The organism is Streptomyces sp. NPDC054842 (assembly GCF_053611025.1).
In genome coordinates, this window is record NZ_JBSGZN010000058.1 from 25,591 (window position 1) to 46,965 (window position 21,375).

Below are 21,375 nucleotides of genomic sequence, written 5' to 3' on the forward strand. Positions count from 1 at the left end.
AGCGGATGGCGAGCTACAGGAGGCTGGCGTACGCCAGGAAGAAGGCGGCGCACAGCACGGCGAGGATCAGGATGACGGCCAGCGGCGCCTTCGCCCAGCCGGTGGTCGGATTGTGCGTCTCCCGCGGACCCGCTCCCGGCATGCTGCTCTCGGCGGGCGGCGTCTCGCCCGGTGGCACGTCGCCGCCGGGTCCGAGACCTGTGGTGGTGCGCGGATCGGGATCTGGATTCGAACGTGCGTCACTCATGGGCATCGAGTCCCCCTCCGGGCGCACCCCTCACATGAAAGAGCCGCCCGTTTCGCGTGGGCGGGTCCGTCCGCTCCGTTGACGCGGCCCGGCCCGGCAGTTAGCTTGCGGCGAGTTTCCTGCGGGGGGAGAGACATGAAGCGACCGGTCCTGGCCGCCGTCACGGCGCTCTGCGCCACGGCGCTCGCGCTGTCGGGCTGCGACGACGGCGAAGGGGGCACCGACGACCGCGCCGACCGGAAACCGGCGACGGCGACGGCGACCACGGGCAAGGACGCGGCCGACGACTTCGGGTGCCTGACGGGCAAACAGCTCAAGAGATCGGTGACCTTCGAGGACACCGAGGGCAACGAGGTCGGCGGCTACGCCGCGGGCGGCGGTGCCACCGGAGTCGTCCTCTCCCACCAGTCGGACGACAACGTCTGCTCCTGGGTCCCGGCCGCGGACGAGCTGGCCGGGGACGGGTACCGGGTGCTCGCCGTCGACAGCAGCGGGTCCGAGGTGCCCGAACTGGTGGCCGCCGCCGCCCGGCTGCGGCACGAGGGGGCGAAGAAGATCATCCTGATGGGCGCCTCCAAGGGCGGCACCGCCTCGCTCGTCGCCGCCGCGGAGATCAAGCCCGAGGTCGCCGCGGTCGTCTCCCTCTCCGGACCCGGCTTCTACCACGCTCTCGACGCGACCGAGGCGGTGCCCCGGCTGACCATGCCCCTCTACCTGGTGGCGGCGCGCGGCGACGGGCAGTTCGCCGAGGACGCCGAGGAGCTGCACGGGCTGGCGAAGAAGTCCCGGGGCGGGGAACTCCGGCTGGTGTCGGGGGCCGCCCACGGGAACGGCATCCTCACCCAGCAGCCGGACGTGTGGAAGCGGGTCAAGACCTTCCTCGCCCGGCAGCGCTGACCTCGGCCGCACGGACCGGAGACGGCATCGGGGCGCCGTACGCGGCACCGCGGGCCCGGCCCGCCGCCGTCCGCCACAGCCACGCGACGTCCCGCCCGAAGGACCAGCTCAGCAGGGCCAGCGCCAGCAGAACCAGTGCGAACGTCAGCGAGCGGCCCAGCACACCCGCCGCCGCGACCAGCAGCACGACACCCTGGAGCGCCGCCACCGTCTTGCGCGCCATGCTCGGCGGCAGCGCCCCGTTCAGCCACGGCAGCACCCGGGCCGCCGCCACGAACACGTACCGCATCGTGCCGATCAGCAGCACCCACGGCCCCAGCGACATGGCGACGTACACGCTCAGCACCAGGATCAGGAACGCGTCGACCTCCATGTCGAAGCGCGCGCCCAGCGCGGACGAGGTGCCCGTGCGGCGGGCCACCTTGCCGTCCACGCCGTCCAGGATCAGCGCCACCGCCGTCAGACCGACGAACAGCGTCAGCGGCGGCGAACTCTCGAAGGAGTCGGCGACCAGCGCGGTGACACCACCGACCAGGATCGCCCGGCCGAGGGTGACACGGTTCGCCGGCCCGAAGGGCAGGGGCTGCGAACGGCGCAGGGCCCGGTTCAGGACGGCCCAGGTGGCGATCCCGAAGGCCAGCCCCGTGAGCCAGCCCGCGGGCCCCAGCCCGATCGCCGCCCCCAGGAGCGCGAGGAGCAGCAGCTGCGCGCCCGCTCCCACCGCCGTCTCCTGCTGCGCGAGCCTTGCGTCGTACGTGTTGTTCAGGGCCACCGCTCACCCTCCGGCCGAGTGACAGATTCGATCAACGCCGCGTACGTTGTCCGCGACTTCTCATAGCTGCGTACGTGGGGAGTCGGCCGATCGTTCAGGAGGACGCCCATGCAACCCACGGCCCGCGCCTTCTGGCTCAGGTCCCCGGGACACGGCGAGATCAGGGAGTCGGCCCTGTCCGCGCCCACCGGCGAGGAGGTCCTCGTGCGGTCGCTGTACTCCGGCGTCAGCCGGGGCACGGAGACCCTCGTCTTCCGCGGCGGGGTGCCGGAGAGCCAGTACGGCGCCATGCGGGCGCCGTTCCAGGAAGGCGACTTCCCCGGCCCCGTGAAATACGGCTACCTGAGTGTCGGAGAGGTGGAGGAGGGTCCGGCCGGTCTGCTCGGCAGGACCGTCTTCTGCCTCGCCCCACACCAGACCCGCTACGTCGTCCCCGCGAGCTCCGTCACCGTCGTCCCGGACGACGTCCCGCCCGGCAGGGCGATCCTGGCCGGGACCGTCGAGACCGCCGTGAACGCCCTCTGGGACGCGGCGCCGCTCATCGGCGACCGCGTCGCCGTGGTCGGCGCCGGCATGGTCGGCTCCTCCGTCGCGGCGCTGCTCGCGCGGTTCCCCGGTGTACGCCTCCAGCTCGTCGACGCGAACCCGGCGCGCGCGGAGGTCGCCCGCGCGATCGGGGCCGACTTCGCCCTGCCCGAGGACGCGGCGGGCGACCTCGACCTCGTCGTCCACGCCAGCGCCACCGACGCCGGCCTGGCCCGGTCGCTCGAACTCGCCGCCACCGAGGGCACCGTGCTCGAACTGAGCTGGTACGGCGACCGCCGCGTCGCCGTGCCGCTCGGCGAGGCATTCCACTCCCGCCGGCTCGTCCTGCGCAGCAGCCAGGTGGGGTCCGTCTCCCCGGCCCGGCGCGGCAGCCGCGGTTACGCCGACCGGCTCGCCCTCGCCCTCGAACTCCTGGCCGATCCCGCCTTCGACGCGCTGATCACCGGCGAGTGCGCCTTCGAGGAGCTGCCCGACGTCCTGCCCCGGCTCGCCTCCGGCGAGATCCCGGGGCTGTGCCACCGAGTCCGCTACCCAGCCGGCTGATTCCCCGCACGGCCGCCTGACCTCAGGGGAAACCCCGCGAGGGCCCCGGAAAGAAGGAGAACGGGCGGCTGAACAACGCGAACGGGTCAGCCGTACTACACGGCATGGCCCCCGGCAGGGGATCAGACGCACCGCACCTGGAGGGTCGTCCGTTGTTCAGTATCACCGTCCGCGATCACCTCATGATCGCCCACAGCTTCCAGGGCGAGGTCTTCGGACCCGCCCAGCGCCTGCACGGTGCGACGTTCCTCGTGGACGCCACCTTCCGGCGTGCCGAGCTGGACGACGACAACATCGTCGTCGACATCGGACTGGCCACACAGGAGCTCGGCGCCGTGGTGAGCGAGCTGAACTACCGCAACCTCGACAACGAGCCCGTCTTCGCCGGCACCAACACCTCGACGGAGTTCCTGGCCAAGGTGATCGCCGACCGCCTCGCCGACCGCGTGCACGCCGGAGCGCTCGGCGAAGGCGCCCGCGGCCTCGCCGGCATCACCGTCACGCTGCACGAGTCGCACATCGCCTGGGCGAGTTACGAGCGTGGCCTGTGACCGACGTGACCCTGGAACAGGCCGCCGAAGGCCGCCTGGACTACGTGCCCGTGCAGCACGCGGCCCTCAAGAACGCCGAGATCATCCCCATGTCCCTCAGCCTCGTGCACTTCGTCATGCCCGGCGGCGTCGACGACCCCACCGCGCCGAGCGGCGGCAACGCCTACGACCGGCGGGTCTGTCTCGACCTGCCCGGCTTCGGCTGGCAGGTCCGCCGGCACGCCGTCGCGGGCGCCTGGCCCCGGCCGGAACCCGCGGCCCGTGCCGAACTGGCCCGCACCCTCGCGGAGTTGCCCGACGGCTCCGTCGTCCTGCTGGACGGCCTCGTCGCCTGCGGCGTCCCCGAGGTGGTCGTGCCCGAGGCCGCCCGACTGCGGCTGGCGGTCCTCGTGCATCTGCCGCTCGGCGACGAACGGGGCCTCGCCCCCGCCGTCGCCGCGGAGCTGGACGCGCTGGAACGCACCACCCTGCGCGCCGTGTCCGCGGTCGTGGCCACCAGCGACTGGGCCGTCCGCCGGCTCGTCGCCCACCACGGACTCGCCCCCGAGCGCGTCCACGCCGCCGTCCCCGGTGCCGACATCGCCCCCCTCGCCGCGGGCACCGACGGCGTCTCCCAACTGCTGTGCGTCGCCGCGGTGACCCCCCGCAAGGGCCAGCACCGGCTGGTCGAGGCCCTCGCGACCGTCACCGACCTGCCCTGGAACTGCGTCTGCGTCGGCCCCCTCGGCCACGACCCGGAGTACGTCACCCGGCTCCGCGCCCTCATCGCCGGGTTCGGACTGGAGGACCGGCTGCGCCTCGCGGGACCCCAGGCCGGCGCGGAACTCGACGCGAGCTACGCCGCCGCCGACCTCATGGTCCTCACCTCCTACGCCGAGACCTACGGCATGGCGGTGACCGAGGCCCTCGCCCGCGGAATCCCCGTGCTGGCGACGGACGTCGGCGGAGTCCCGGAAGCGGTGGGCCGCGCCCCGGACGGCGGGGTGCCCGGCATCCTCGTACCGCCCGAGGACCCCGCCGCCCTGGCCGCCGAACTGCGCGGCTGGTTCGGCGAGGCCGACGTGCGCCGCCGGCTGAAGTCGGCCGCACGGGGACGCCGGGCCGCCCTCGGCGGCTGGGCGGCGACCGCACGGAGCCTCGCGGGCGTCCTCGGACACCTCGGGCAGGAACCCCGGAGGGCCGCATGAACGTGACGAGCCCGTCAGGGTCACCGGAACGGACACGGGCGGCCGACGCCACCGGCCCCGCGAGCGAGGAAGCCGTCGAGGTGCCCCGATTCGCCCCTCGCTGGCTGGAGTTGCGCGAGGGCGCCGACGCCAACGCCCGGGCGCACGCCCTGCTCGAACCCCTGCGGACACACCTCGCCGGCCTGCCGCCCCGAGGCAACGGCCTGGTCGTCCACGACCTCGGCTGCGGAACCGGCTCCATGGGCCGCTGGCTCGCGCCGCTGCTCGACGGTCCCCAGCACTGGGTCCTCTACGACCGCGACCCCTACCTCCTGCACTTCGCCGGCGTGCGGGCGCCCCGCGCCTCCGCCGACGGCGGCCCGGTCACCGTGACCACGCAGCGCGGGGACATCGGACGGCTGACCGCGGACGGGCTGGCCGGCGCCTCGCTGGTGACGGCGTCCGCCCTGCTGGACGTGCTCACCCGTGACGAGGTCGAGGTGCTCGCCGCGGCCTGCGCCGACGCGGGCTGCCCGGCGCTGCTCACGCTCTCCGTCGCCGGCCGTGTCCGGCTCACCCCGGCCGACCCGCTGGACGACGAGATCGCGGACGCCTTCAACGAACACCAGCGGCGCGGCGGACTCCTCGGACCCGACGCCGTCACCGCGGCCCGCGAGATCTTCACCCGGCACGGGGCGACGGTGCGCGTGCAACCGAGCCCCTGGCGGCTCGGCGCCGCGCACGCCGCGCTGACCGCCGAGTGGCTGCGCGGCTGGGTGGCGGCGGCCGTCGAACAGCGGCCCGGGCTGGCCGACGCCGCCGAAGAGTTTCTGCGCCGCCGTCTCGCCGCCTGCGAGGCCGGCGAGCTGCGCGTGGAGGTCCAGCACACCGACCTCCTGGCCCTGCCGGAACCGGCGGGCGGCCACTCATGAACGCCCGGGGGGCACGGACGGAAGCGGGCACGGGGGCGCCGGGCACGGCGTCGGCGCTGCGGCCGTCGGCGGACGCGGCTGGCTCCGTCGGCGTGGCGGATGAGGCGTCGGCGCTCCGGCCGTCGGCGGGCGCGTCCGGCTCCGTCGGCGTGGTGGATGCGGCCGCGACGCTCCGGCCACCGACGGACGCGCCTGGCTCGGTCGGTCGGCCGGACACGGACGCGACATTCCGGTCGTCGGCGGGTGCTGCCTGCTCGCTCGGTCCGGTGGACTCCGACGCCCCTTCGACCGGGGCCGGGCATCGGCCCGCGGTCGGCCGGCTCGTGAGGGCGCGGCGACAGGACCGCTCGGCAGGTGCGGGCGTGCCCGACGCCGGGGCCGGTCCGGACGCGCGGGCGCCGCGGGGCCGGACCGGTGCGCCGGCCGGCCGCCCGCGGGTCGGTCTCCGGGTCCTGCGGGCCCACCTCGGCACGGTCGCCGGAACCGCCATCCTCGCCGTGCTGCTGTGGCGGCTCGGCACCGGAGTCTTCCTGGACGGCCTGCGGCGCGTCGACGGGCCGGCGCTCCTCCTGGGGCTCGGACTCGGCCTGCTCACCACGGTGTTCAGCGCCTGGCGCTGGCGCCTGGTCGCCCGCGGCCTGGGCATCGGGCTTCCGCTCGGCGCGGCCGTCGCGGACTACTACCGGGCTCTGTTCCTGAACGCGGCACTGCCCGGCGGCGTCCTCGGCGACGTCCACCGCGCGGTACGGCACGGGCAGAGCGCCGGCGACGTCGGCCGCGGCGTCCGCGCGGTGGTCCTCGAACGGACGGCGGGCCAGGCGGTCCTGGTCGTCTTCGGCGCGGCGGTCCTGCTCACCCGGCCCTCGCCGGTGCTGGAGCAGGCCCGGCACGTCACCGGGCTGCTCGTGCCGGCCGCGCTCGGCGCCGTGGCGGTGCTGGCCGCCGTCCGGATGGGCCGGCCCCCCGGCTCCTCGCCCCGGCGTCGCGCGGTACGCGCCGCCCTCGCCGAGGCACGGCAGGCACTCCTCGGCCGCGGCAGCCGGCTCGGCGTCCTGGTGTCCTCGGCGGTGGTGCTGGCCGGCCATCTCGCCATGTTCCTGCTCGCCGCCCGGGTCGCCGGATCGGCCGCGTCGGCCGCCGAGTTGCTGCCCCTCGCGCTGCTGGCGCTGCTCGCCATGGGCCTGCCGCTGAACATCGGCGGCTGGGGTCCCAGGGAGGGCGTCACCGCCTGGGCCTTCGGCGCGGCGGGACTGGGGGCGAGCACCGGACTGACCGTCGCCGTCGTGTACGGCGTGCTGAGTTTCGTGGCGGCCCTGCCGGGCGTCCTCGTGCTGGTCGTCCGCTGGTACGCCGGGGTCCGGCGCACCGACGGGCACTCCGCCCCCACGCGGACGGTCGCCGAGGTCCCCGCCGGGCCGCTCGCGGAGCCGTCCGCCTTTGTGCCGCGTCCGTCCCCGGCGGTCAACGGGACGAGCACCGGCCCGGAGTCGGCTCCGCCGCTCGCCGGGATGAGCGCCCACCCGGTGGGTGAGCCGGTCACCGCCGGGGCGCGCGCCGTCCGGGAATCCGGCCCGTGGCGCCTCGCGAGCGCTGTCCCGCCCGGCGTCGGGGACGTGGGGCCCGGTGGGACGGCGGTCCGCCCCGTCCCGGTCACCGGACCGGCGCGGCCCGTCCCGGCGTACGAGGGGCCCCTCCCACCGCGTACGCCGGTGGCCGCCCCCGGCACCGCCGTCCGCGCCGCCGCCCCGGTGGCCGCGCCCGGTGCCGGGCAGCTCCGCAGCCACCCCGTGTCTCCCGCGCCCTTCCCCCGCTCACCTCCCGCCCGGCCGAAGCCGGCGGCGCGTCACGGCCGGCGACGGCCGTCGGCCGCGTCCCCGGGGAGCACCGCGTCCGAGGTGAGCAGGGAGAAATACGCGTCGAAGGAAGCGGCCAGCTCCGCCAGCAGCGCCTTTCCCTTTTCGGCGGACGCCAGTGAGGGCCGCCCGACGACACCGGACTCGGTATAGGCCGACATCCCGACGGTGAGGAGATGCCGCCGGTCGTCGGCGAGGAAATCGGTGGTCTCGTAACCGGGCCGTACCGACTCGGGATGAGTGTGCAGAAGGATGGAGGTCTCTATTTCCCCGGCGTGCATATCGCTGAGCAGGGAGGTCCGGACACCGGCCGCGACGCGCGCCGCCTCCCAGTCCTCGGCGGCGGGGAAAAGCGCCATACGCGTCCCGCTGCCCACGGATTCCTGAACGACGTTGCCCAGCACGTAATTTCCGCCGTGGCCGTTGACCAGGACCAGGACGTCGACCCCGGACCGGCGCAGGGATTGGGCGATGTCCCGTACCACCGCGTGCAGGGTGACGGAGGAGATGCTGACGGTCCCCGGCCAGCCGGCGTGCTCGTGGGAGCAGGAGATGGTCACCGGAGGGAGGAGATGGACGGGATGGGCGGCGGCTATCTCACGGGCGATCGCGCAGGCCACCAACGTGTCGGTCGCGAGCGGCAGATGGGCGCCGTGCTGCTCGAAGCTCCCGACCGGCAGGACGGCGACCTGCCGGCGCACACCGTCCCGGCGAATGCGTACGTCTTCCGAAGTGTCCGACGTGAACAAGGAGTTGGGCGCGGGTTCCGGAATATCCCGACCCGGGAAAGACTGATTCCCGGCGGGCGGCGCGGAAATGCCCGTCGGTACCGTCCCGGCCTCCGTCGGCTCGATGCCCGAAGTGCTCATGTTGTCCCGGCCTTTCGTCTCGTACCGCCCGCGCTCGCGCTCGGCAGATAGGAAACAGATCATGACAGAGAACGTCGGCGTGCTCGGCGGAAATGCCCACTCCACGGGTGTCACCCGAGTCGTGACCGCGCCCTTGCCCACGGTGTACGGGGATTTCCAGGCGGTCGGTTATCTGGACCACCACCGCGGCGAGGAACAGATGGTCCTGGTGTACGGGGACATCGGGGAGGAGCAGGTCCTCACCCGGCTGCATTCCGAGTGCCTCACCGGGGACGCGTTCGGCTCCACCCACTGCGAATGCGGTCCCCAACTCGTCACGGCGCTGCGGGAGATCGTCGCGGAGGGCCGCGGGGTCCTCGTCTACCTGCGGGGCCACGAGGGCCGGGGGATAGGTCTGCTCGGCAAGCTGCGGGCGATGAAGCTCCAGGCGGAGGGGCTGGACACCGTCGAGGCCAATCTCGCCCTCGGCCTTCCGGTGGACGCCCGCGACTACCGGGTGGCGGCGGACATGCTGCACGACCTGGGTGTGCGGTCGGTGCGGCTGCTGTCGAACAACCCGCGCAAGCGCGAGGCCCTGCTGCGGCACGGCATCAAGGTCACCGAGCAGGTCCCGCTGCTGATCCCGCCCTGTGAGGAGAACCTCGCCTACCTGCTCACCAAGCGCGAGCGCCTCGACCACTACCTGCCCCATCTCGACGGTGCCCGGCAGGAGGCCGTCTTCTGCGGTTCGGCGAAGGCGGGCGCCGCCGAGGAGTGACGGCGGGCGCCCCGCACCGCCCCGTACGGGTCCCGCACCCCGACCCGTACCGCGTCCCGCACCCCGGCTTCGTGTCCCGGACGGGGAGGGCGTCCTCAGTCGACGACCGCCTCGTGCACCAGGCGCCTGACGTCTGGGAAGACCGTGTGCGACCCGGAGGGACGCAGCTGGGTCATGAACTGCGCGGTCAGGTCTCGGCCCGGGTCGACCAGGAACGTCGTACTGGCCACGCCGTTCCAGCCGTACGTGCCCGGGCCCGCGGGGGCCGCGGTGACGGCGGGGTCGATGACGACCGAGACACCGAGGCCGAAGCCGAGGCCCGCGTTGCCGGGCTCGTCGTGGCCGGGGCTGCCGTGGGTGCGGATGTCGACGCCGCCCGGGAGGTGGTTGGAGGTCATCAGGTCCACGGTCGCCGGAGTCAGCAGCCGGACGCCGTCGAGTTCGCCGCGCCGGCGCAGGAACTCCATGAAGCGGTGGTAGTCGTGAGCGGTGGCCACCAGGCCGCCGCTGCCGGACAGCAGCCGCGGCCGGCCGTGCACGGGCAGCCCCGGGATCGGCGTGATGCCGCCCTCGCCGTCCTCCCCGTACAGCTCGGCGAGCCGTCCGGACTGCTCCTTGTCCACGTGGAACCCGGTGTCGGTCATCCCGAGCGGGCCGAAGACCCGCTCGGCGAGGAACACGTCGAGGGGCTGCCCCGAGACCACCTCGACCAGGTGGCCGAGGACGTTCGTCGCGACGGAGTAGTTCCACCGGGTGCCCGGCTCGAACTGCAGCGGCAGGCTCGCGTAGACGTCGCAGGTCGCGGCGAGGTCCGTGCCCTCGACCACCGACGTCTGCACTCCGGCCGCCCGGTAGAGCGCGTCGACGGGGTGCGTGCGGTAGAAGCCGAAGGTCAGCCCGGCGGTGTGCGTCATGAGATGCCGGACCAGCGGGGGCCGGGCGGCCGGACGGGTCCTGACCTCGGCGCCCTCGCCCGCCACGTGGACCCGCGGGTCGGCGAAGGCGGGGAGGTGGCGGCCGACCGGGTCGTCCAGACCTATGCGTCCCTCCTCCAGCAGCATCAGCGCGGCCACCGAGGTGACGGGCTTGGTCATCGAGTAGATCCGCCACAGCGTGTCGGTGGTGACCGGCAGGCCCGCCGCGACGTCGCGGTGGCCGTACGCCGTCAGGTGCGCGACGCGGCCGTGCCGGGACACGGAGACCAGGTACCCGGGCAGCCGGCCCGTGTCGACGAGGTGGGCGAAGTGCTCGTCCAGCCGGACGAGCGCCTTGGGATCGAGTCCGGCCTCGCCGGGCTCGACCTCCTGCTGCAGGGCTCCCATGGCACTCCTCCGGGCTGCGGCTCGTGGACTGACTCACCTTGATGGTCCTGTACCCAGAGATCACCGGGTCCTACGGGCCTTTCCCCGCCTGTGGTTCCGGTCGGGCCTCCGGGGCGGCCGGCGGCGCTGTCGCGGGGGTCGCGGCGGGCCGTCCCGGCAGGGCGCGGGCGAGCGGGAGTCCCAGGGCGGAGACCGCGGCGAGGACGGTCAGCGCGAGGCCCATCTCGACGCCGGCGTGCGTCATCAGCGTGGTCGCCACGGCCACCCCGACCGTGGGTCCGACGTTCATCGCCGTCTGCTGGAGCCCGCCCGCGACCCCCGCCGACGCCGCGGACGCCTGGCGCACGACGACGGCCGTCGCCGTGACCATCACCGTTCCGAAGCCGGCGCCGAGCAGCAGGAAGCCGAAGCCGATCTCCGGGGCCGCCGCACCCGGCCCGAGCCGGGACAGCGCGAAGACCCCGGCGGTGAGGAGCGCCGTCCCGGCGACGCATGTCCGCCGGGCCCCGACACGCCGCATCAGGACCGCGGCGGCGGGTGCGCCAAGGATCATCATCACGGGCCCGGGAAGGGCCCGCAGGCTGCTCTGCAGCGGGTCGAGCCCGAGGACGTCCTGGAGGAAGTACGTCCCGGCGAAGAGGGCCCCGACCATCGCCGCCGACGCGGTGACCAGGATGCCGAGCGCCGCGCCGATGGTCGCCGAACCGACGATCTCGGCCGGCAGCAGCGGGCCTTCGGTGCGCCGTTCGTGGCGGACGAACACGGCTGCCAGGACCAGGACCGCGAGCAGGCCGAGGGCGGTGCCCGTCGCGCCGCTCCCCGTCGACGCGCCGACCAGGGTGTGCACGAGGAGGGCGAGCGCGGCGGCGAGCAGGCAGGCACCGGGCACGTCGAGCGGAGTGGGGTCCGTCCCCGTGCCAGGGGCGCCGTCTTCCGTGGCCCCGGGGGCGGAAAGGGCCCGCGTCCGGGCGGGGTCACGCACGACGAGGGCCAGCACGCCGAGTACGAGGGCCGGCGCGACGTTGAGGAAGAAGACCGCCCGCCAGCCCAGGTGGGTGACCAGCACCCCGCCGACGAGGGGGCCTGCCGCCGCGGCCACGCCGATGGCGCTGGTGCGCAGCGCCACGGGCATGCCGAGCCGGTCCGGCGGGAACGCCGCCCGCAGCATCCCGAGCGTGGCCGGCTGGAGCAGCGCGCCGAAGACGCCCTGGGCCACGCGGAGCCCGATCACCCAGCCGATGCCCGACGAGAGACCGATCCCGGCCGATGTCGCGCCGAAGCCCAGCACGCCGGTGGCGAAGACCCGCTGGTGGCCGTAGCGGTCGCCGAGCCGTCCGGAGAACACCAGCAGCGCGGCCACCGCGATGAGATAGCCGGTGCTGGTCCACTGGACCTGGGCGAAGGAGGCGCCGAGGTCCCGGCGGAGCGTGGGCTGCGCGATGGTCAGCACGGTGCCGTCCAGGGCGACGATCGCCGCGCCGGCGACACTGCTCGTGAGGACGAGCAGGCGGTGCGGCGTCACCGGGTCCCCGTCCCGAGATGCGCGTCCAGTGCGGCCCGCAGCAGCGGGGTGAAGTCGTCGCCGCCGGTGGCAAGTTGGAGACTGCCCCAGCTCCACAGCTGGGCGATGCCGTGCAGGTTGGCCCACAACGCGCCCGCCACGAGCGGTGCGTCGGCCTCCGGGCACGCCTCCCCGACCAGGTCCGCCCACACGCCGAACAGCGGCAGACTCGTCTCGCGCAGCCCCAACGAGTCGCTCCGCAGGATGTCGTGACGGAACATCAGCTCGTACATGCCCGGGTTGGCGAAGGCGAAGTCCAGGTAGACGCGTCCGAGTGCCATCAGGCGGGGGCGCGGATCCGTCCCGCCGTCGCCGAGTGCCTGGGCCGCGCGGGCGCCGAGGTCCTCGAAGCCGCGGCGCGCGATCGCCGACAGGAGGGCGAGGTGCGTCGGGAAGTGGCGCCGCGGGGCGCCGTGCGAGACGCCCGCGCGCCGGGCGATCTCCCGCAGGGACAGGGCCTGCGCCCCCTCGGTGGTGACCAGGTCGACCCCGACCTGGATCAGACGGGCCCGCAGCCCCGGTTCCGGCTCATGCATGGACACTGTCTACCAGGGTGAGTAGACAGTGTCTACGCCTGCGGTCGAATTCAGTGGACACTGTCTACTCATTCGGGTCGGTCACAGTGGGGGCCGCCCCGTGACCGGTCGGCGGACGCCGTACGGTGCCGAACCGCCTGGAGTGGCGCCCCGCCGGACCGGCCCCCGCCCGCACGGAATGCCCCGCCCGCGGTGCGGCGTTGACCGGGTATGACCCACGAAGCGCACGACGACGCGAACGACGTGACGAGCACGGGCCGGGCCGAGGCGGGCGAGCGGCCCGACGACGCGCAGGACGCCCTGCTCGCTCTCCTCGGCGAGCACGACGGAGGCGTGCTGGTCACCCTCAAGCGCGACGGCCGGCCCCAGCTGTCCAACGTGAACCACGCCTACGATCCGCGGGAGCGGACCGTCCGGGTCTCGCTCACCGACGACCGTGCCAAGACCCGCAACCTGCGCAGGGACCCGCGGGCCTCGTACCACGTCACCAGCGACGACCGGTGGGCGTACACGGTGGCCGAGGGCACGGCGGACCTCACGCCTGTGGCGCGGGACCCGCACGACGAGACCGTCGAGGAACTGATCCGGCTCTACCGGGACGTCCGCGGCGAGCACCCGGACTGGGACGACTACCGCGCCGCCATGGTCCGCGACCGCCGCCTCGTCCTACGGCTGCGCGTGCAGCGCGCGTACGGCATCCCGCGGGGCCGCTGACCCGGAGCCGGACGAGGCGTCCGGGCCCTCGGCGGAACGCCCGCCGGTGTCGGTCCGGGCCTCGATCGCGCGCAGGACGGCGACCATGTCCGCGCCCCCGTGCCCGAGCGCCACGGCCTCGCCGAACAGGGCGTGGCAGACGTCGAGGAGGGGCGAGGCGAGCCCTGCCCGGCGGGCGGCCCCGGCGATCAGCCGGTTGTTCTTCAGGACGTCCTGGACGGCCGCCTGGACCGTGAAGTCCCCGGTCAGCAGCTTGGGCGCCTTCATCCGCGAGACCCCGCTCGCCATCGGACCGGCGTCGAGCACGTCGAGGAACAACTGCCGGTCCAGGCCCTGCCGTTCGGCGAAGTGGAACGCCTCCCCGAGACCGGTCACGAGCGTGATCAGGAACAGGTTCACCGACAGTTTCATCAGCAGCGCGTTCGGCACGGGACCGCAGTCGAACGTCTCGTGGCACATCGGGGCGAGGAGCGGGCGTACGGCCGCCGCGGTCGCGTCGTCCCCGGCCAGCATCGCCACGAGCCGCCCTTCCTGGGCAGGCACCCGGGAGCCCGACACGGGCGCCTCCGCGTAACGGCCGCCCGCCGCCCGCACCTCGGCTCCGAGCTCCCGCGAGTACTCCGGCGACGTCGTGCCCATGTGCACGAGGGTGCGCCCCTCGACGCCCGCCGCGAAGGCAGAGGTGCCGCGGCCGAGGACCTCGTCGGTGGCCGTCTCGTCGGCCAGCATCAGGAACGTCACCTCCGCGCGGGCGAGGACCTCGGCGGGAGTGTCGGCGACCTCGGCACCGGCGGCGCGCAGGGGCTCCGCCCTGGCGGCGGTGCGGTTCCACACGATCAGGGGCGTGCCGGTCCGGGCCAGATTCAGGGCCATCGGCTGACCCATGACCCCGAGGCCGAGGAATCCCACCCGCACGAGGCACCGCCGTCTCTGGCCGGCCCCGTGGCCCACCGCTCGCTGGCTATGACAGCTGTCATAGTAGCCAGCTTCATGACAGCTGTCATAGTGGGTGCGGACGTTCATGGCGGGGTTGCCCGGCGGCCCGCGCCGAGGGTGTCCACGGGTGCCCGGTCCGGCCGGGCGAGGGTGACGCGGGGCGACGGGAGGTCGGACATGAAGGATTCCGGGCGGGGGCCGCGCGAGCGGATGGTGTTCAGCGCGGCCCAGCTCATCCGCCGCCAGGGCGTCACCGCGACCGGCATGCGGGAGGTCGCCGAACACGCGGGCGCGCCGCGCGGTTCACTCCAGCACTACTTCCCCGGCGGCAAGGAGCAGCTGGTCAACGAGGCGGTGGGCTGGGCGGGCCGCTACGCCGGCCGGCGCGTCGCCCGGTTCCTCGCGGAACTGGACGAACCGAGGCCGAGCGGGCTGTTCGCCGCGATGGTGCGGCAGTGGACCGACGAGTACGGCTCGCTCGGTTTCGCGTCCGGCTGCCCGGTGGCCGCCGCGACGGCGGACTGCGCGGACTCCACCGAGTCCACCCGCACTGCCGTTGCCGCCGCGTTCGCGTCCTGGACCGGGCCGGTGGCGGGGGCGTTGACGGACCTGGGTGTACCGGCCGACCGGGCCGAGCCCCTAGCGACGCTCATGATCAGCGCGCTGGAGGGCGCGTTGCTGATCGCCAGGGCCGAACAGGACGTACGCGCCCTCACGACCGTGACCCGTGAGCTGGGCCCCTTGCTGGACGCGAGTGTCGACCGCGGGGCGTGAGCCCTGTCAAGTGGCTTCCGTAGCAGTGAGGTTGGCCGGGCGGCGCCGTGATGCCTTACCCGGTCGGGCCCGGGACGCCATGGTGACGAGCGCCGGCCCCCGCCGTCACGGCGAGGCTGCCCGGCCCGAGCGCGCTCCGCGCACACCGGCCGTCCCTGAATCCGGCCGGTGTGCGCGAGGTCGAACTCTACGTCGCCGGGCGCGCGGTGTCCGCCCGTAACGGTGCCTTGATCGCTCCGGTGTGACGGATCCGGGGCCCGCGGGACCGGCCCGGCGCGGGCTCGCGCCGGGCGACGCGGACGAGGACCGGGGGCGCCAAAGGAGCCGGGTGATCTCAACCACCTTACTCAGAGCGGGAGTTGAGGACGAGCGTTGTGCCCGAGCCCTCGACCGCCGTATGCCGTTGGTGCCGGAGACCCCAACTGCCGTACGCCGTTGGTGCCCGAGCCCCCGACTGCCGTATGCCGTTGAGGGCCTGGAGACATCCCGGGGGAGAAGGGGCGGTTGGCCGCGTACGGCGTGGTGGCCCCGGGGACGGTCAGGCGGGGACGGAGTCGTGCCGCGAGGCCGCGCGGGGCGTCCGCACGCCGAGGTCCTCGGTCGGCACCCGGTGCGTCTCGCGGGCGGTGACGGCGGCGATGACCGGCGGGACGCACAGGGCCGCCGTGAACAGGGCCACGGCGAACCAGCCGTCGCCGTCCGGGCCGGCGATCCGCGCGGCGAACGTGACGGCGAACCCGGCCACGGCGAAGCCGATCTGGGTGCCGATGGCCATGCCGGACAGCCGCACCCGGGTGGAGAACATCTCGCCGTAGAAGGCGGGCCAGACGCCGTTCGCCGCGCTGTAGACGACGCCGAAGGCGACGATGCCCAGCACGAGCACCAGAGGGTACGAGCCCGTCGAGATCGCCCACAGGTAGCCGAACATGGCGACCGCGCTGCCGACGGCCCCGACGAGGAAGACCGGACGCCGGCCGATACGGTCGGAGAGCCTGGCCCACAGGGGGATGGCGCCGAGAGCGACGACGTTGGCGAGCGCGCCCACCCACAGCATCCCGGAGCGGGACATGCCGACCGCGTCGCTGGTCGCGTACGCCAGCGCCCACACCGTGAAGATCGTGCTGACGGAGGCGATGACGGCGCCCGCGACGACCCGGAGCACGTCCGCGCGGTGGTCGCGCAGCAGCACGGCCAGCGGCAGCCGCACCACGCCCTCGGTGGCGGCCTGCTGGGTGAAGGCCGGGGTCTCCTGGAGCGTGCGGCGGATGACGAAGCCGGCGATGGCGACCGCCACGCTCAGCCAGAACGGGACGCGCCAGCCCCACGACAGGAGCTGGTCCTCGGGGAGCGCGGCGATCGGCAGGAAGACCAGGGTCGCCAGGAGCTGCCCGCCCTGGGTGCCGCTGAGCGTGAAGCTGGTGAAGAAGCCGCGCCGGTCCGCCGGCGCGTGTTCCAGGGACATGGAGTTGGCGCTGGCCTGCTCGCCGGCCGCGGAGATGCCCTGGAGCACCCGGCACAGCACGAGCAGGACGGGCGCGAGGTCGCCGACCTGGTCCCGGGTCGGCAGACAGCCGATGAGGAACGTGGACAGTCCCATCAGCATCAGCGTGAAGACCATGATGCGCTTGCGGCCGACGCGGTCGCCGAAGTGCCCGAGGAAGAGCGCGCCGACCGGCCGCGCGGCGTAGGCGACGCCGAACGTGGCCAGCGAGAGCAGCGTCGCGGTGGCGGGGTCCGACTCGTCGAAGAAGACCTTGGGGAAGATCAGCGCGGCGGCGCTGCCGTAGATGAAGAAGTCGTAGTACTCCAGGGCGCTGCCGATCCAGGCGGCCATGGCGGCCTTACGGGGCTGGCCGGGAGGGGCGTCGAGCGGTGTGGGTGGGGCAGACACGGCGTGCTCCTTCGAGGGAACTCCGGGGACGGGAGTGGCGGAGGGGGAGGAGCCGGATCCCTGGGGTGTGCGGGTCGGCTGTGCCGGATGCGCGTCCGGCTAATTAACCCACTGGATAGTTAGTAGCGGATTGGCTACGGATGTTGCGCCCGCGTTTCCGTCCTGTCAAGAGGTCGCGTCGAGGGATCTCCGGCCGTCTGCCGGCCGTCCGCTGCCGCCGCGCGGATTGCGTTCCCCTGGGCGCCCCGGGGTGAAAGCGCAGGTCAGGCGCCCTGTCGGTAGCGGTGGGTGGCCGGATTCCGGTGTGCTCAGTCCGCGGAACGGTCGGCCGTCAGATACGCGATGACCATGTCGCCGAGCATCGTGCGGTAGTGCTCCCGCCGGTCGGCAGCCACCAGGTCGCGGCCGAACAGGGCGCCGAAGGTGTGCCGGTTGGCGACCCGGAAGAAGCAGAAGGCGCTGATCATCGCGTGCAGGTCCACGGCGTCGACGTCGGCCGTGAACAGGCCCGAACTGCGGCCCGCCTCCAGGATGCGGCGGATCACGTCCAGAGCGGGCGAGCCGATTCTGCCCAGTTCCTCGGACGAGGCGATGTGCTCCGCGCCGTGGATGTTCTCGATGCTCACCAGGCGGATGAAGTCGGGGTGCCTCTCGTGGTGGTCGAACGTGACCTCGGCGAGGCGGCGGATCGCCGCGACCGGGTCCAAGTGCTCGACGTCCAGCTCCTGTTCGGCCTGGCGGATCACCGAGTACGCCCGCTCCAGAACGGCCGTGAAGAGCTGCTCCTTGCCACCGAAGTAGTAGTAGATCATCCGCTTCGTGGTGCGGGTGCGGGCGGCGATCTCGTCCACGCGGGCGCCCGTGTAGCCGGCGCGCGCGAACTCCTGGGTGGCCACGTCGAGGATCTCGGCCCTGGTGCGCGCGGCGTCGCGAATGCGGCCGTTGGGTCGTGCCGGTTCTTCGACGCTGGTCATCGGGTTCCTTCGGGCGGGGGCCAGTGCTCGCGATTGTAGAAGCAGGCCCCCGCCCCGGAAGTGCCGGTCTCGCGAGGGGCCGGGCCGCGAGGGGGGCGCCGACCGGTGCCCCGGGCGTGCCCGCCGTCGGGGTCCGGCGCCGCACACGGAGGCGGGCGGGGGGTTCCGGCGACCAGGAGATCCTGCTATGACTAACGTACTAGTTCGTACATTAGGCTGTGGCATCGCTCAGGAGGTCGCCGTGACCAAGGACTCGTATCTCGTCGGCCTCGTCGGTTCCGGCGTCGGACCCTCCCTCAGTCCCGGGCTGCACGAGAGGGAGGCCGACCGGCAGGGGCTGCGGTACCTGTACCGGCTCATCGACATCGACCGGCTCGACGGGGGACCGGAGGCGGTGGGCGACCTCGTGCGAGGCGCCCGCGCCCTCGGCTTCGACGGGCTCAACATCACCCATCCCTGCAAGCAGCTCGTCATCCCCCACCTCGACGCGCTGTCCCCGCAGGCCGAGGCGCTCGGCGCGGTGAACACCGTCGTCTTCGAGGACGGCCGCGCGGTCGGGCACAACACGGACGTGACCGGATTCGCCGCCTCGTTCGCCCGCGGACTGCCCGACGCCCCGCTGGAACACGTCGTGCAGCTCGGGGCCGGAGGCGCGGGCGCGGCCGTCGCCCACGCCCTGCTCACCCTGGGCGCGGGGCACGTGAGCGTCGTCGACGCGCTCCCCGACCGTGCCGCCGGGCTCGCCGCCGGGCTCGACGGCCACTTCGGCGCCGGACGCGCGGGCGCCGCCACGCCGGACGCGCTGCCCGCACTGCTCTCCCGGGCCGACGGGGTCGTGCACGCCACCCCCACCGGGATGGCCGCACACCCGGGCCTTCCCCTGCCGGCCGAGCTGCTCCGTCCCGAACTGTGGGTCGCCGAAGTGGTCTACCGCCCTCTGGACACCGAACTGCTGCGCGCCGCCCGCGCCCTCGGCTGCGCGACCCTCGACGGCGGTGGCATGGCCGTCTTCCAGGCGGCGGACGCGTTCCGGCTGTTCACCGGACGAGAACCCGACACCGTCCGCATGCTGGCCGACATCGCCGAACTGGCGGACGCGGCGGGGGCGCGGCGCTGACCTCACGGGCGGGGCCCGGTGCCGTCGCCCCGGCGGCGACCCCGGGCAGGGCCCCTGCCGCGGGTCCGCACCACCGCCCGGGGGCCTGGCGGGCTGGCCCCCCGCTCAGGGCGACGGCTTCGCCGATGCGGCACCGCCGTGACCCCGCGGCGGCCTGTGAACCGGCCCGCACCGCACCACGCCCCGGCCCCCTTCCGCCGCACCGCAAGCACCGCCCCGGCCCCCTGCCGGGCTGGCCCCCGCTCAGGGCGACGGCTTCGCCGATGCCGCACCGCCCTGACAGCTCGGCGAGCCGTGAACCGCCCGCCCCACGCCCCGGCCGGACCGCCGCATCGCACTTCCCCGCTCCGGCCCCTACCGCCGCATCGCACCTCCGCCCCGGCCCCTATTACCGCCTAACCCCGCAACCGCCCCGGCCCCCTGCCGCCGGACCGCATCACCCGCCCCGAAGGAGCAGCCCGTGCGTACGTCCATCGCCACCGTCTCGCTCAGCGGATCCCTGACCGAGAAGCTCACGGCCGCGGCCCGGGCGGGCTTCGACGGCGTGGAGATCTTCGAGAACGACCTGCTCGCGAGCCCGCTGACCCCCGAGGAGATCCGCGCCCGCACGGCCGACCTCGGTCTGAGCATCGACCTCTACCAGCCGATGCGCGACATCGAGGCGGTCCCGGCGGACGAGTTCGAACGCAATCTGCGCCGGGCCCGGCACAAGTTCGCGCTCATGGAACGGCTGGGCGCCGACACCGTCCTGGTGTGCTCCAGCGTCTCCCCGCTGGCCGTCGACGACGACGCGCTCGCCGCCGGACAGCTGAGCGCTCTCGCCGACGTGGCGCGGGAGTTCGGCATCCGCGTCGCCTACGAGGCACTCGCCTGGGGGCGGCACGTGCACACCTACGACCACGCCTGGCGCATCGTCGAGACGGCCGGCCACCCCGCCCTCGGCACCTGCCTGGACAGCTTCCACATCCTCGCCCGCGGGTCCGACCCGAAGGGCATCGAGGACATCCCCGGCGAGAAGATCTTCTTCCTCCAGCTGGCCGACGCCCCGCTGATGGCCATGGACGTCCTGCAGTGGAGCCGCCACTACCGCTGCTTCCCCGGCCAGGGCGGCTTCGACCTCGCCGGACTGCTGGGCCACGTGATGCGCGCCGGGTACCGGGGTCCGCTCTCCCTGGAGGTGTTCAACGACGTCTTCCGCCAGGCGGAGGCCGGACCGACCGCCGTCGACGCCCAGCGCTCCCTGCTCGTCCTCCAGGAGGCCGCCGGTCTCGCCGCGCCGCCGGCCCCCGCCGTGCCCACCGGCGTCGCCTTCGCCGAACTCGTCACCCCCGACGCCGAACCCGTCTCCGCCGTCCTGGGCGCCCTCGGCTTCACCCGCACCGCCCGGCATCGCAGCAAGCCTGTCGACCTCTGGGAGCAGGGCGAGGCCCGTGTCCTGGTCAACACGGGACCGCACGTCCGCCGCGACGGCACCGCTCTCGCCGCCGTCGGCCTGGAGTCACCCGACCCGGCGGGAGCCGCCCGTCGCGCCGAGGCCCTCCTCGCACCCGTGCTGCCCCGCCGCCGCGCCCCCGGGGACGCGCCGCTCGACGCCGTGTCCGCTCCCGACGGCACCGAACTCTTCTTCTGCGCCACGGACCGCCCCGAACTCCCCAGCTGGACCCAGGACTTCGCACGTACGGACGAGCAGCCGGACCTTCTCGGTGCGACCGGTGGGCCAGGGGCTCTCGGCGCGACCGGTGCGCCCAGGGCGTCCAGTGCTCCCCAGCAGTCCGTGCCGGGACCCGTCCAACGCATCGACCACCTGGCGCTCACCCAGCCCTGGCACCAGTTCGACGAGGCCGCCCTCTTCCACCGCAGCGTGCTCGGGCTCGCCGCGCAGGAGAGCGTCGACGTGGCGGACCCCTACGGCCTGCACCGCAGCCGCGCCGTCGCCGACGCCGACGGCAGTGTCCGGATCGCCCTCGGAGTGGGCCCCGGCCCCGCCGACGACGGCGCCCGCTCCCAGCACATCGCGCTGGCCACGGCGGACGTGGTGGCCGCCGCCCGCCGCTTCCGTGCCGCGGGCGGGCGCCTGCTGCCGATCCCGGCGAACTACTACGACGACCTGGCGGCCCGGTACGCGTTCCCGGACGCCGAGCTGGCGGCGTACCGCGAACTCGGCATCCTCTACGACCGCGACGCGGAGGGGGAATTCCGCCACTGCTACACCGAGACCGTCGGCCGCGTCTTCTTCGAACTCGTCCAGCGTGACGACGGCTACCGCGGCTACGGAGCGGTGAACGCCCCGGTGCGGCTCGCGGCGCAGCACGCCTCACGCCCCCTCCGCTGACGAGGACGCCGGCGAGGACACCGGAAGCCGGGGCGGGGACGCCGCGCCCGGCACCGCGAAGGCCCGGGCCACCGCGTGTGAGCGG

19 protein-coding genes and 1 pseudogene are annotated in these 21,375 nt (G+C 74.2%); 11 read left to right on the forward strand and 9 right to left on the reverse strand.

Annotated features, from left to right (window positions below; translation table 11 throughout):
• Positions 1–13 precede the first annotated feature (13 nt).
• On the reverse strand, positions 14–247 hold the full coding sequence (locus tag ACWGIS_RS31900) for a DUF6480 family protein (RefSeq protein ID WP_453365972.1): 234 nt from the start codon (positions 245–247) through the stop codon (positions 14–16).
• Between the two features lie 135 nt (positions 248–382).
• On the opposite strand from ACWGIS_RS31900, the gene ACWGIS_RS31905 reads away from it, so the two are divergent.
• A complete protein-coding gene (locus ACWGIS_RS31905) occupies positions 383–1,144 on the forward strand; it encodes an alpha/beta hydrolase family protein (protein WP_453365973.1) in 762 nt (253 codons plus the stop codon).
• On the opposite strand, the gene ACWGIS_RS31910 is transcribed toward ACWGIS_RS31905, so the two are convergent.
• On the reverse strand, positions 1,116–1,916 hold the full coding sequence (locus ACWGIS_RS31910; RefSeq protein WP_453365974.1) for a CDP-alcohol phosphatidyltransferase family protein: 801 nt from the start codon (positions 1,914–1,916) through the stop codon (positions 1,116–1,118). The genes ACWGIS_RS31905 and ACWGIS_RS31910 overlap by 29 nt on opposite strands.
• Before the next feature lie 108 nt (positions 1,917–2,024).
• On the opposite strand from ACWGIS_RS31910, the gene ACWGIS_RS31915 reads away from it, so the two are divergent.
• The 5 genes and pseudogenes from ACWGIS_RS31915 to ACWGIS_RS31935 all read left to right on the forward strand — a co-directional run.
• Positions 2,025–3,005, forward strand: a complete 981-nt coding sequence (locus ACWGIS_RS31915) for a zinc-dependent alcohol dehydrogenase (RefSeq protein WP_453365975.1) — start codon at positions 2,025–2,027, stop codon at positions 3,003–3,005.
• Positions 3,006–3,157: 152 nt separating this feature from the next.
• Complete coding sequence (locus ACWGIS_RS31920) at positions 3,158–3,556, forward strand: 6-pyruvoyl trahydropterin synthase family protein (RefSeq protein ID WP_453365976.1); 399 nt, start codon at positions 3,158–3,160, stop codon at positions 3,554–3,556.
• Complete coding sequence (locus tag ACWGIS_RS31925) at positions 3,553–4,743, forward strand: glycosyltransferase family 4 protein (protein ID WP_453365977.1); 1,191 nt, start codon at positions 3,553–3,555, stop codon at positions 4,741–4,743. The genes ACWGIS_RS31920 and ACWGIS_RS31925 overlap by 4 nt, the downstream gene beginning before the upstream one ends.
• Positions 4,740–5,654: a class I SAM-dependent methyltransferase gene (locus tag ACWGIS_RS31930; protein WP_453365978.1), complete on the forward strand. Its 915-nt coding sequence runs from the start codon at positions 4,740–4,742 to the stop codon at positions 5,652–5,654. The genes ACWGIS_RS31925 and ACWGIS_RS31930 overlap by 4 nt, the downstream gene beginning before the upstream one ends.
• A 323-nt stretch (positions 5,655–5,977) precedes the next feature.
• A pseudogene (locus ACWGIS_RS31935) lies at positions 5,978–7,189 on the forward strand (lysylphosphatidylglycerol synthase transmembrane domain-containing protein); the annotation flags it as partial.
• 308 nt (positions 7,190–7,497) lie between these two features.
• Here the strand turns inward: ACWGIS_RS31935 and ACWGIS_RS31940 are convergent.
• Entirely contained in the window at positions 7,498–8,376 is an 879-nt protein-coding gene (locus tag ACWGIS_RS31940) for a creatininase family protein (RefSeq protein ID WP_453365989.1), read from the reverse strand.
• A gap of 61 nt (positions 8,377–8,437) precedes the next feature.
• On the opposite strand from ACWGIS_RS31940, the gene ribA reads away from it, so the two are divergent.
• Positions 8,438–9,133: a GTP cyclohydrolase II gene (ribA, locus tag ACWGIS_RS31945; protein ID WP_453365979.1), complete on the forward strand. Its 696-nt coding sequence runs from the start codon at positions 8,438–8,440 to the stop codon at positions 9,131–9,133.
• 95 nt (positions 9,134–9,228) lie between these two features.
• Here ribA and ACWGIS_RS31950 read toward each other — a convergent pair whose 3' ends face one another.
• The 3 genes from ACWGIS_RS31950 to ACWGIS_RS31960 all read right to left on the reverse strand — a co-directional run bounded on the left by ACWGIS_RS31950 (position 9,229) and on the right by ACWGIS_RS31960 (position 12,552).
• The gene (locus ACWGIS_RS31950) at positions 9,229–10,455 is read right to left on the reverse strand and encodes a serine hydrolase domain-containing protein (protein ID WP_453365980.1); all 1,227 of its coding nucleotides are present in this window, start codon (positions 10,453–10,455) and stop codon (positions 9,229–9,231) included.
• A gap of 70 nt (positions 10,456–10,525) precedes the next feature.
• Positions 10,526–11,977: an MFS transporter gene (locus tag ACWGIS_RS31955; RefSeq protein WP_453365981.1), complete on the reverse strand. Its 1,452-nt coding sequence runs from the start codon at positions 11,975–11,977 to the stop codon at positions 10,526–10,528.
• On the reverse strand, positions 11,974–12,552 hold the full coding sequence (locus ACWGIS_RS31960; RefSeq protein WP_453365982.1) for a TetR/AcrR family transcriptional regulator: 579 nt from the start codon (positions 12,550–12,552) through the stop codon (positions 11,974–11,976). Before ACWGIS_RS31960 ends, ACWGIS_RS31955 begins: the two co-directional genes overlap by 4 nt.
• 210 nt (positions 12,553–12,762) lie before the next feature.
• Between ACWGIS_RS31960 and ACWGIS_RS31965 the strand changes: the two genes are divergently transcribed.
• Positions 12,763–13,266, forward strand: coding sequence for a TIGR03618 family F420-dependent PPOX class oxidoreductase (locus tag ACWGIS_RS31965; protein WP_453365983.1), 504 nt, complete (start codon positions 12,763–12,765; stop codon positions 13,264–13,266).
• Here ACWGIS_RS31965 and ACWGIS_RS31970 read toward each other — a convergent pair.
• Positions 13,219–14,181, reverse strand: coding sequence for an NAD(P)-dependent oxidoreductase (locus ACWGIS_RS31970; RefSeq protein WP_453365984.1), 963 nt, complete (start codon positions 14,179–14,181; stop codon positions 13,219–13,221). The two genes, ACWGIS_RS31965 and ACWGIS_RS31970, sit on opposite strands and share 48 nt — an antisense overlap.
• A 198-nt stretch (positions 14,182–14,379) precedes the next feature.
• Here ACWGIS_RS31970 and ACWGIS_RS31975 point away from each other — a divergent pair, with 198 nt between their 5' ends.
• Positions 14,380–14,976, forward strand: a complete 597-nt coding sequence (locus tag ACWGIS_RS31975; protein ID WP_453365985.1) for a TetR/AcrR family transcriptional regulator — start codon at positions 14,380–14,382, stop codon at positions 14,974–14,976.
• Positions 14,977–15,514: 538 nt separating this feature from the next.
• On the opposite strand, the gene ACWGIS_RS31980 is transcribed toward ACWGIS_RS31975, so the two are convergent.
• Both ACWGIS_RS31980 and ACWGIS_RS31985 read right to left on the reverse strand, forming a co-directional pair.
• Positions 15,515–16,810 (reverse strand): MFS transporter, encoded by a 1,296-nt coding sequence (locus tag ACWGIS_RS31980; protein WP_453365990.1) that lies wholly within the window; start codon positions 16,808–16,810, stop codon positions 15,515–15,517.
• Positions 16,811–17,175: 365 nt separating this feature from the next.
• Entirely contained in the window at positions 17,176–17,841 is a 666-nt protein-coding gene (locus tag ACWGIS_RS31985; RefSeq protein WP_453365986.1) for a TetR/AcrR family transcriptional regulator, read from the reverse strand.
• A 241-nt stretch (positions 17,842–18,082) separates the two neighbouring features.
• On the opposite strand from ACWGIS_RS31985, the gene ACWGIS_RS31990 reads away from it, so the two are divergent.
• Both ACWGIS_RS31990 and ACWGIS_RS31995 read left to right on the forward strand, forming a co-directional pair.
• Positions 18,083–18,958: a shikimate dehydrogenase gene (locus ACWGIS_RS31990; protein WP_453365987.1), complete on the forward strand. Its 876-nt coding sequence runs from the start codon at positions 18,083–18,085 to the stop codon at positions 18,956–18,958.
• Positions 18,959–19,418: 460 nt separating this feature from the next.
• Positions 19,419–21,290: a bifunctional sugar phosphate isomerase/epimerase/4-hydroxyphenylpyruvate dioxygenase family protein gene (locus ACWGIS_RS31995; protein WP_453365988.1), complete on the forward strand. Its 1,872-nt coding sequence runs from the start codon at positions 19,419–19,421 to the stop codon at positions 21,288–21,290.
• Positions 21,291–21,375 lie beyond the last annotated feature (85 nt).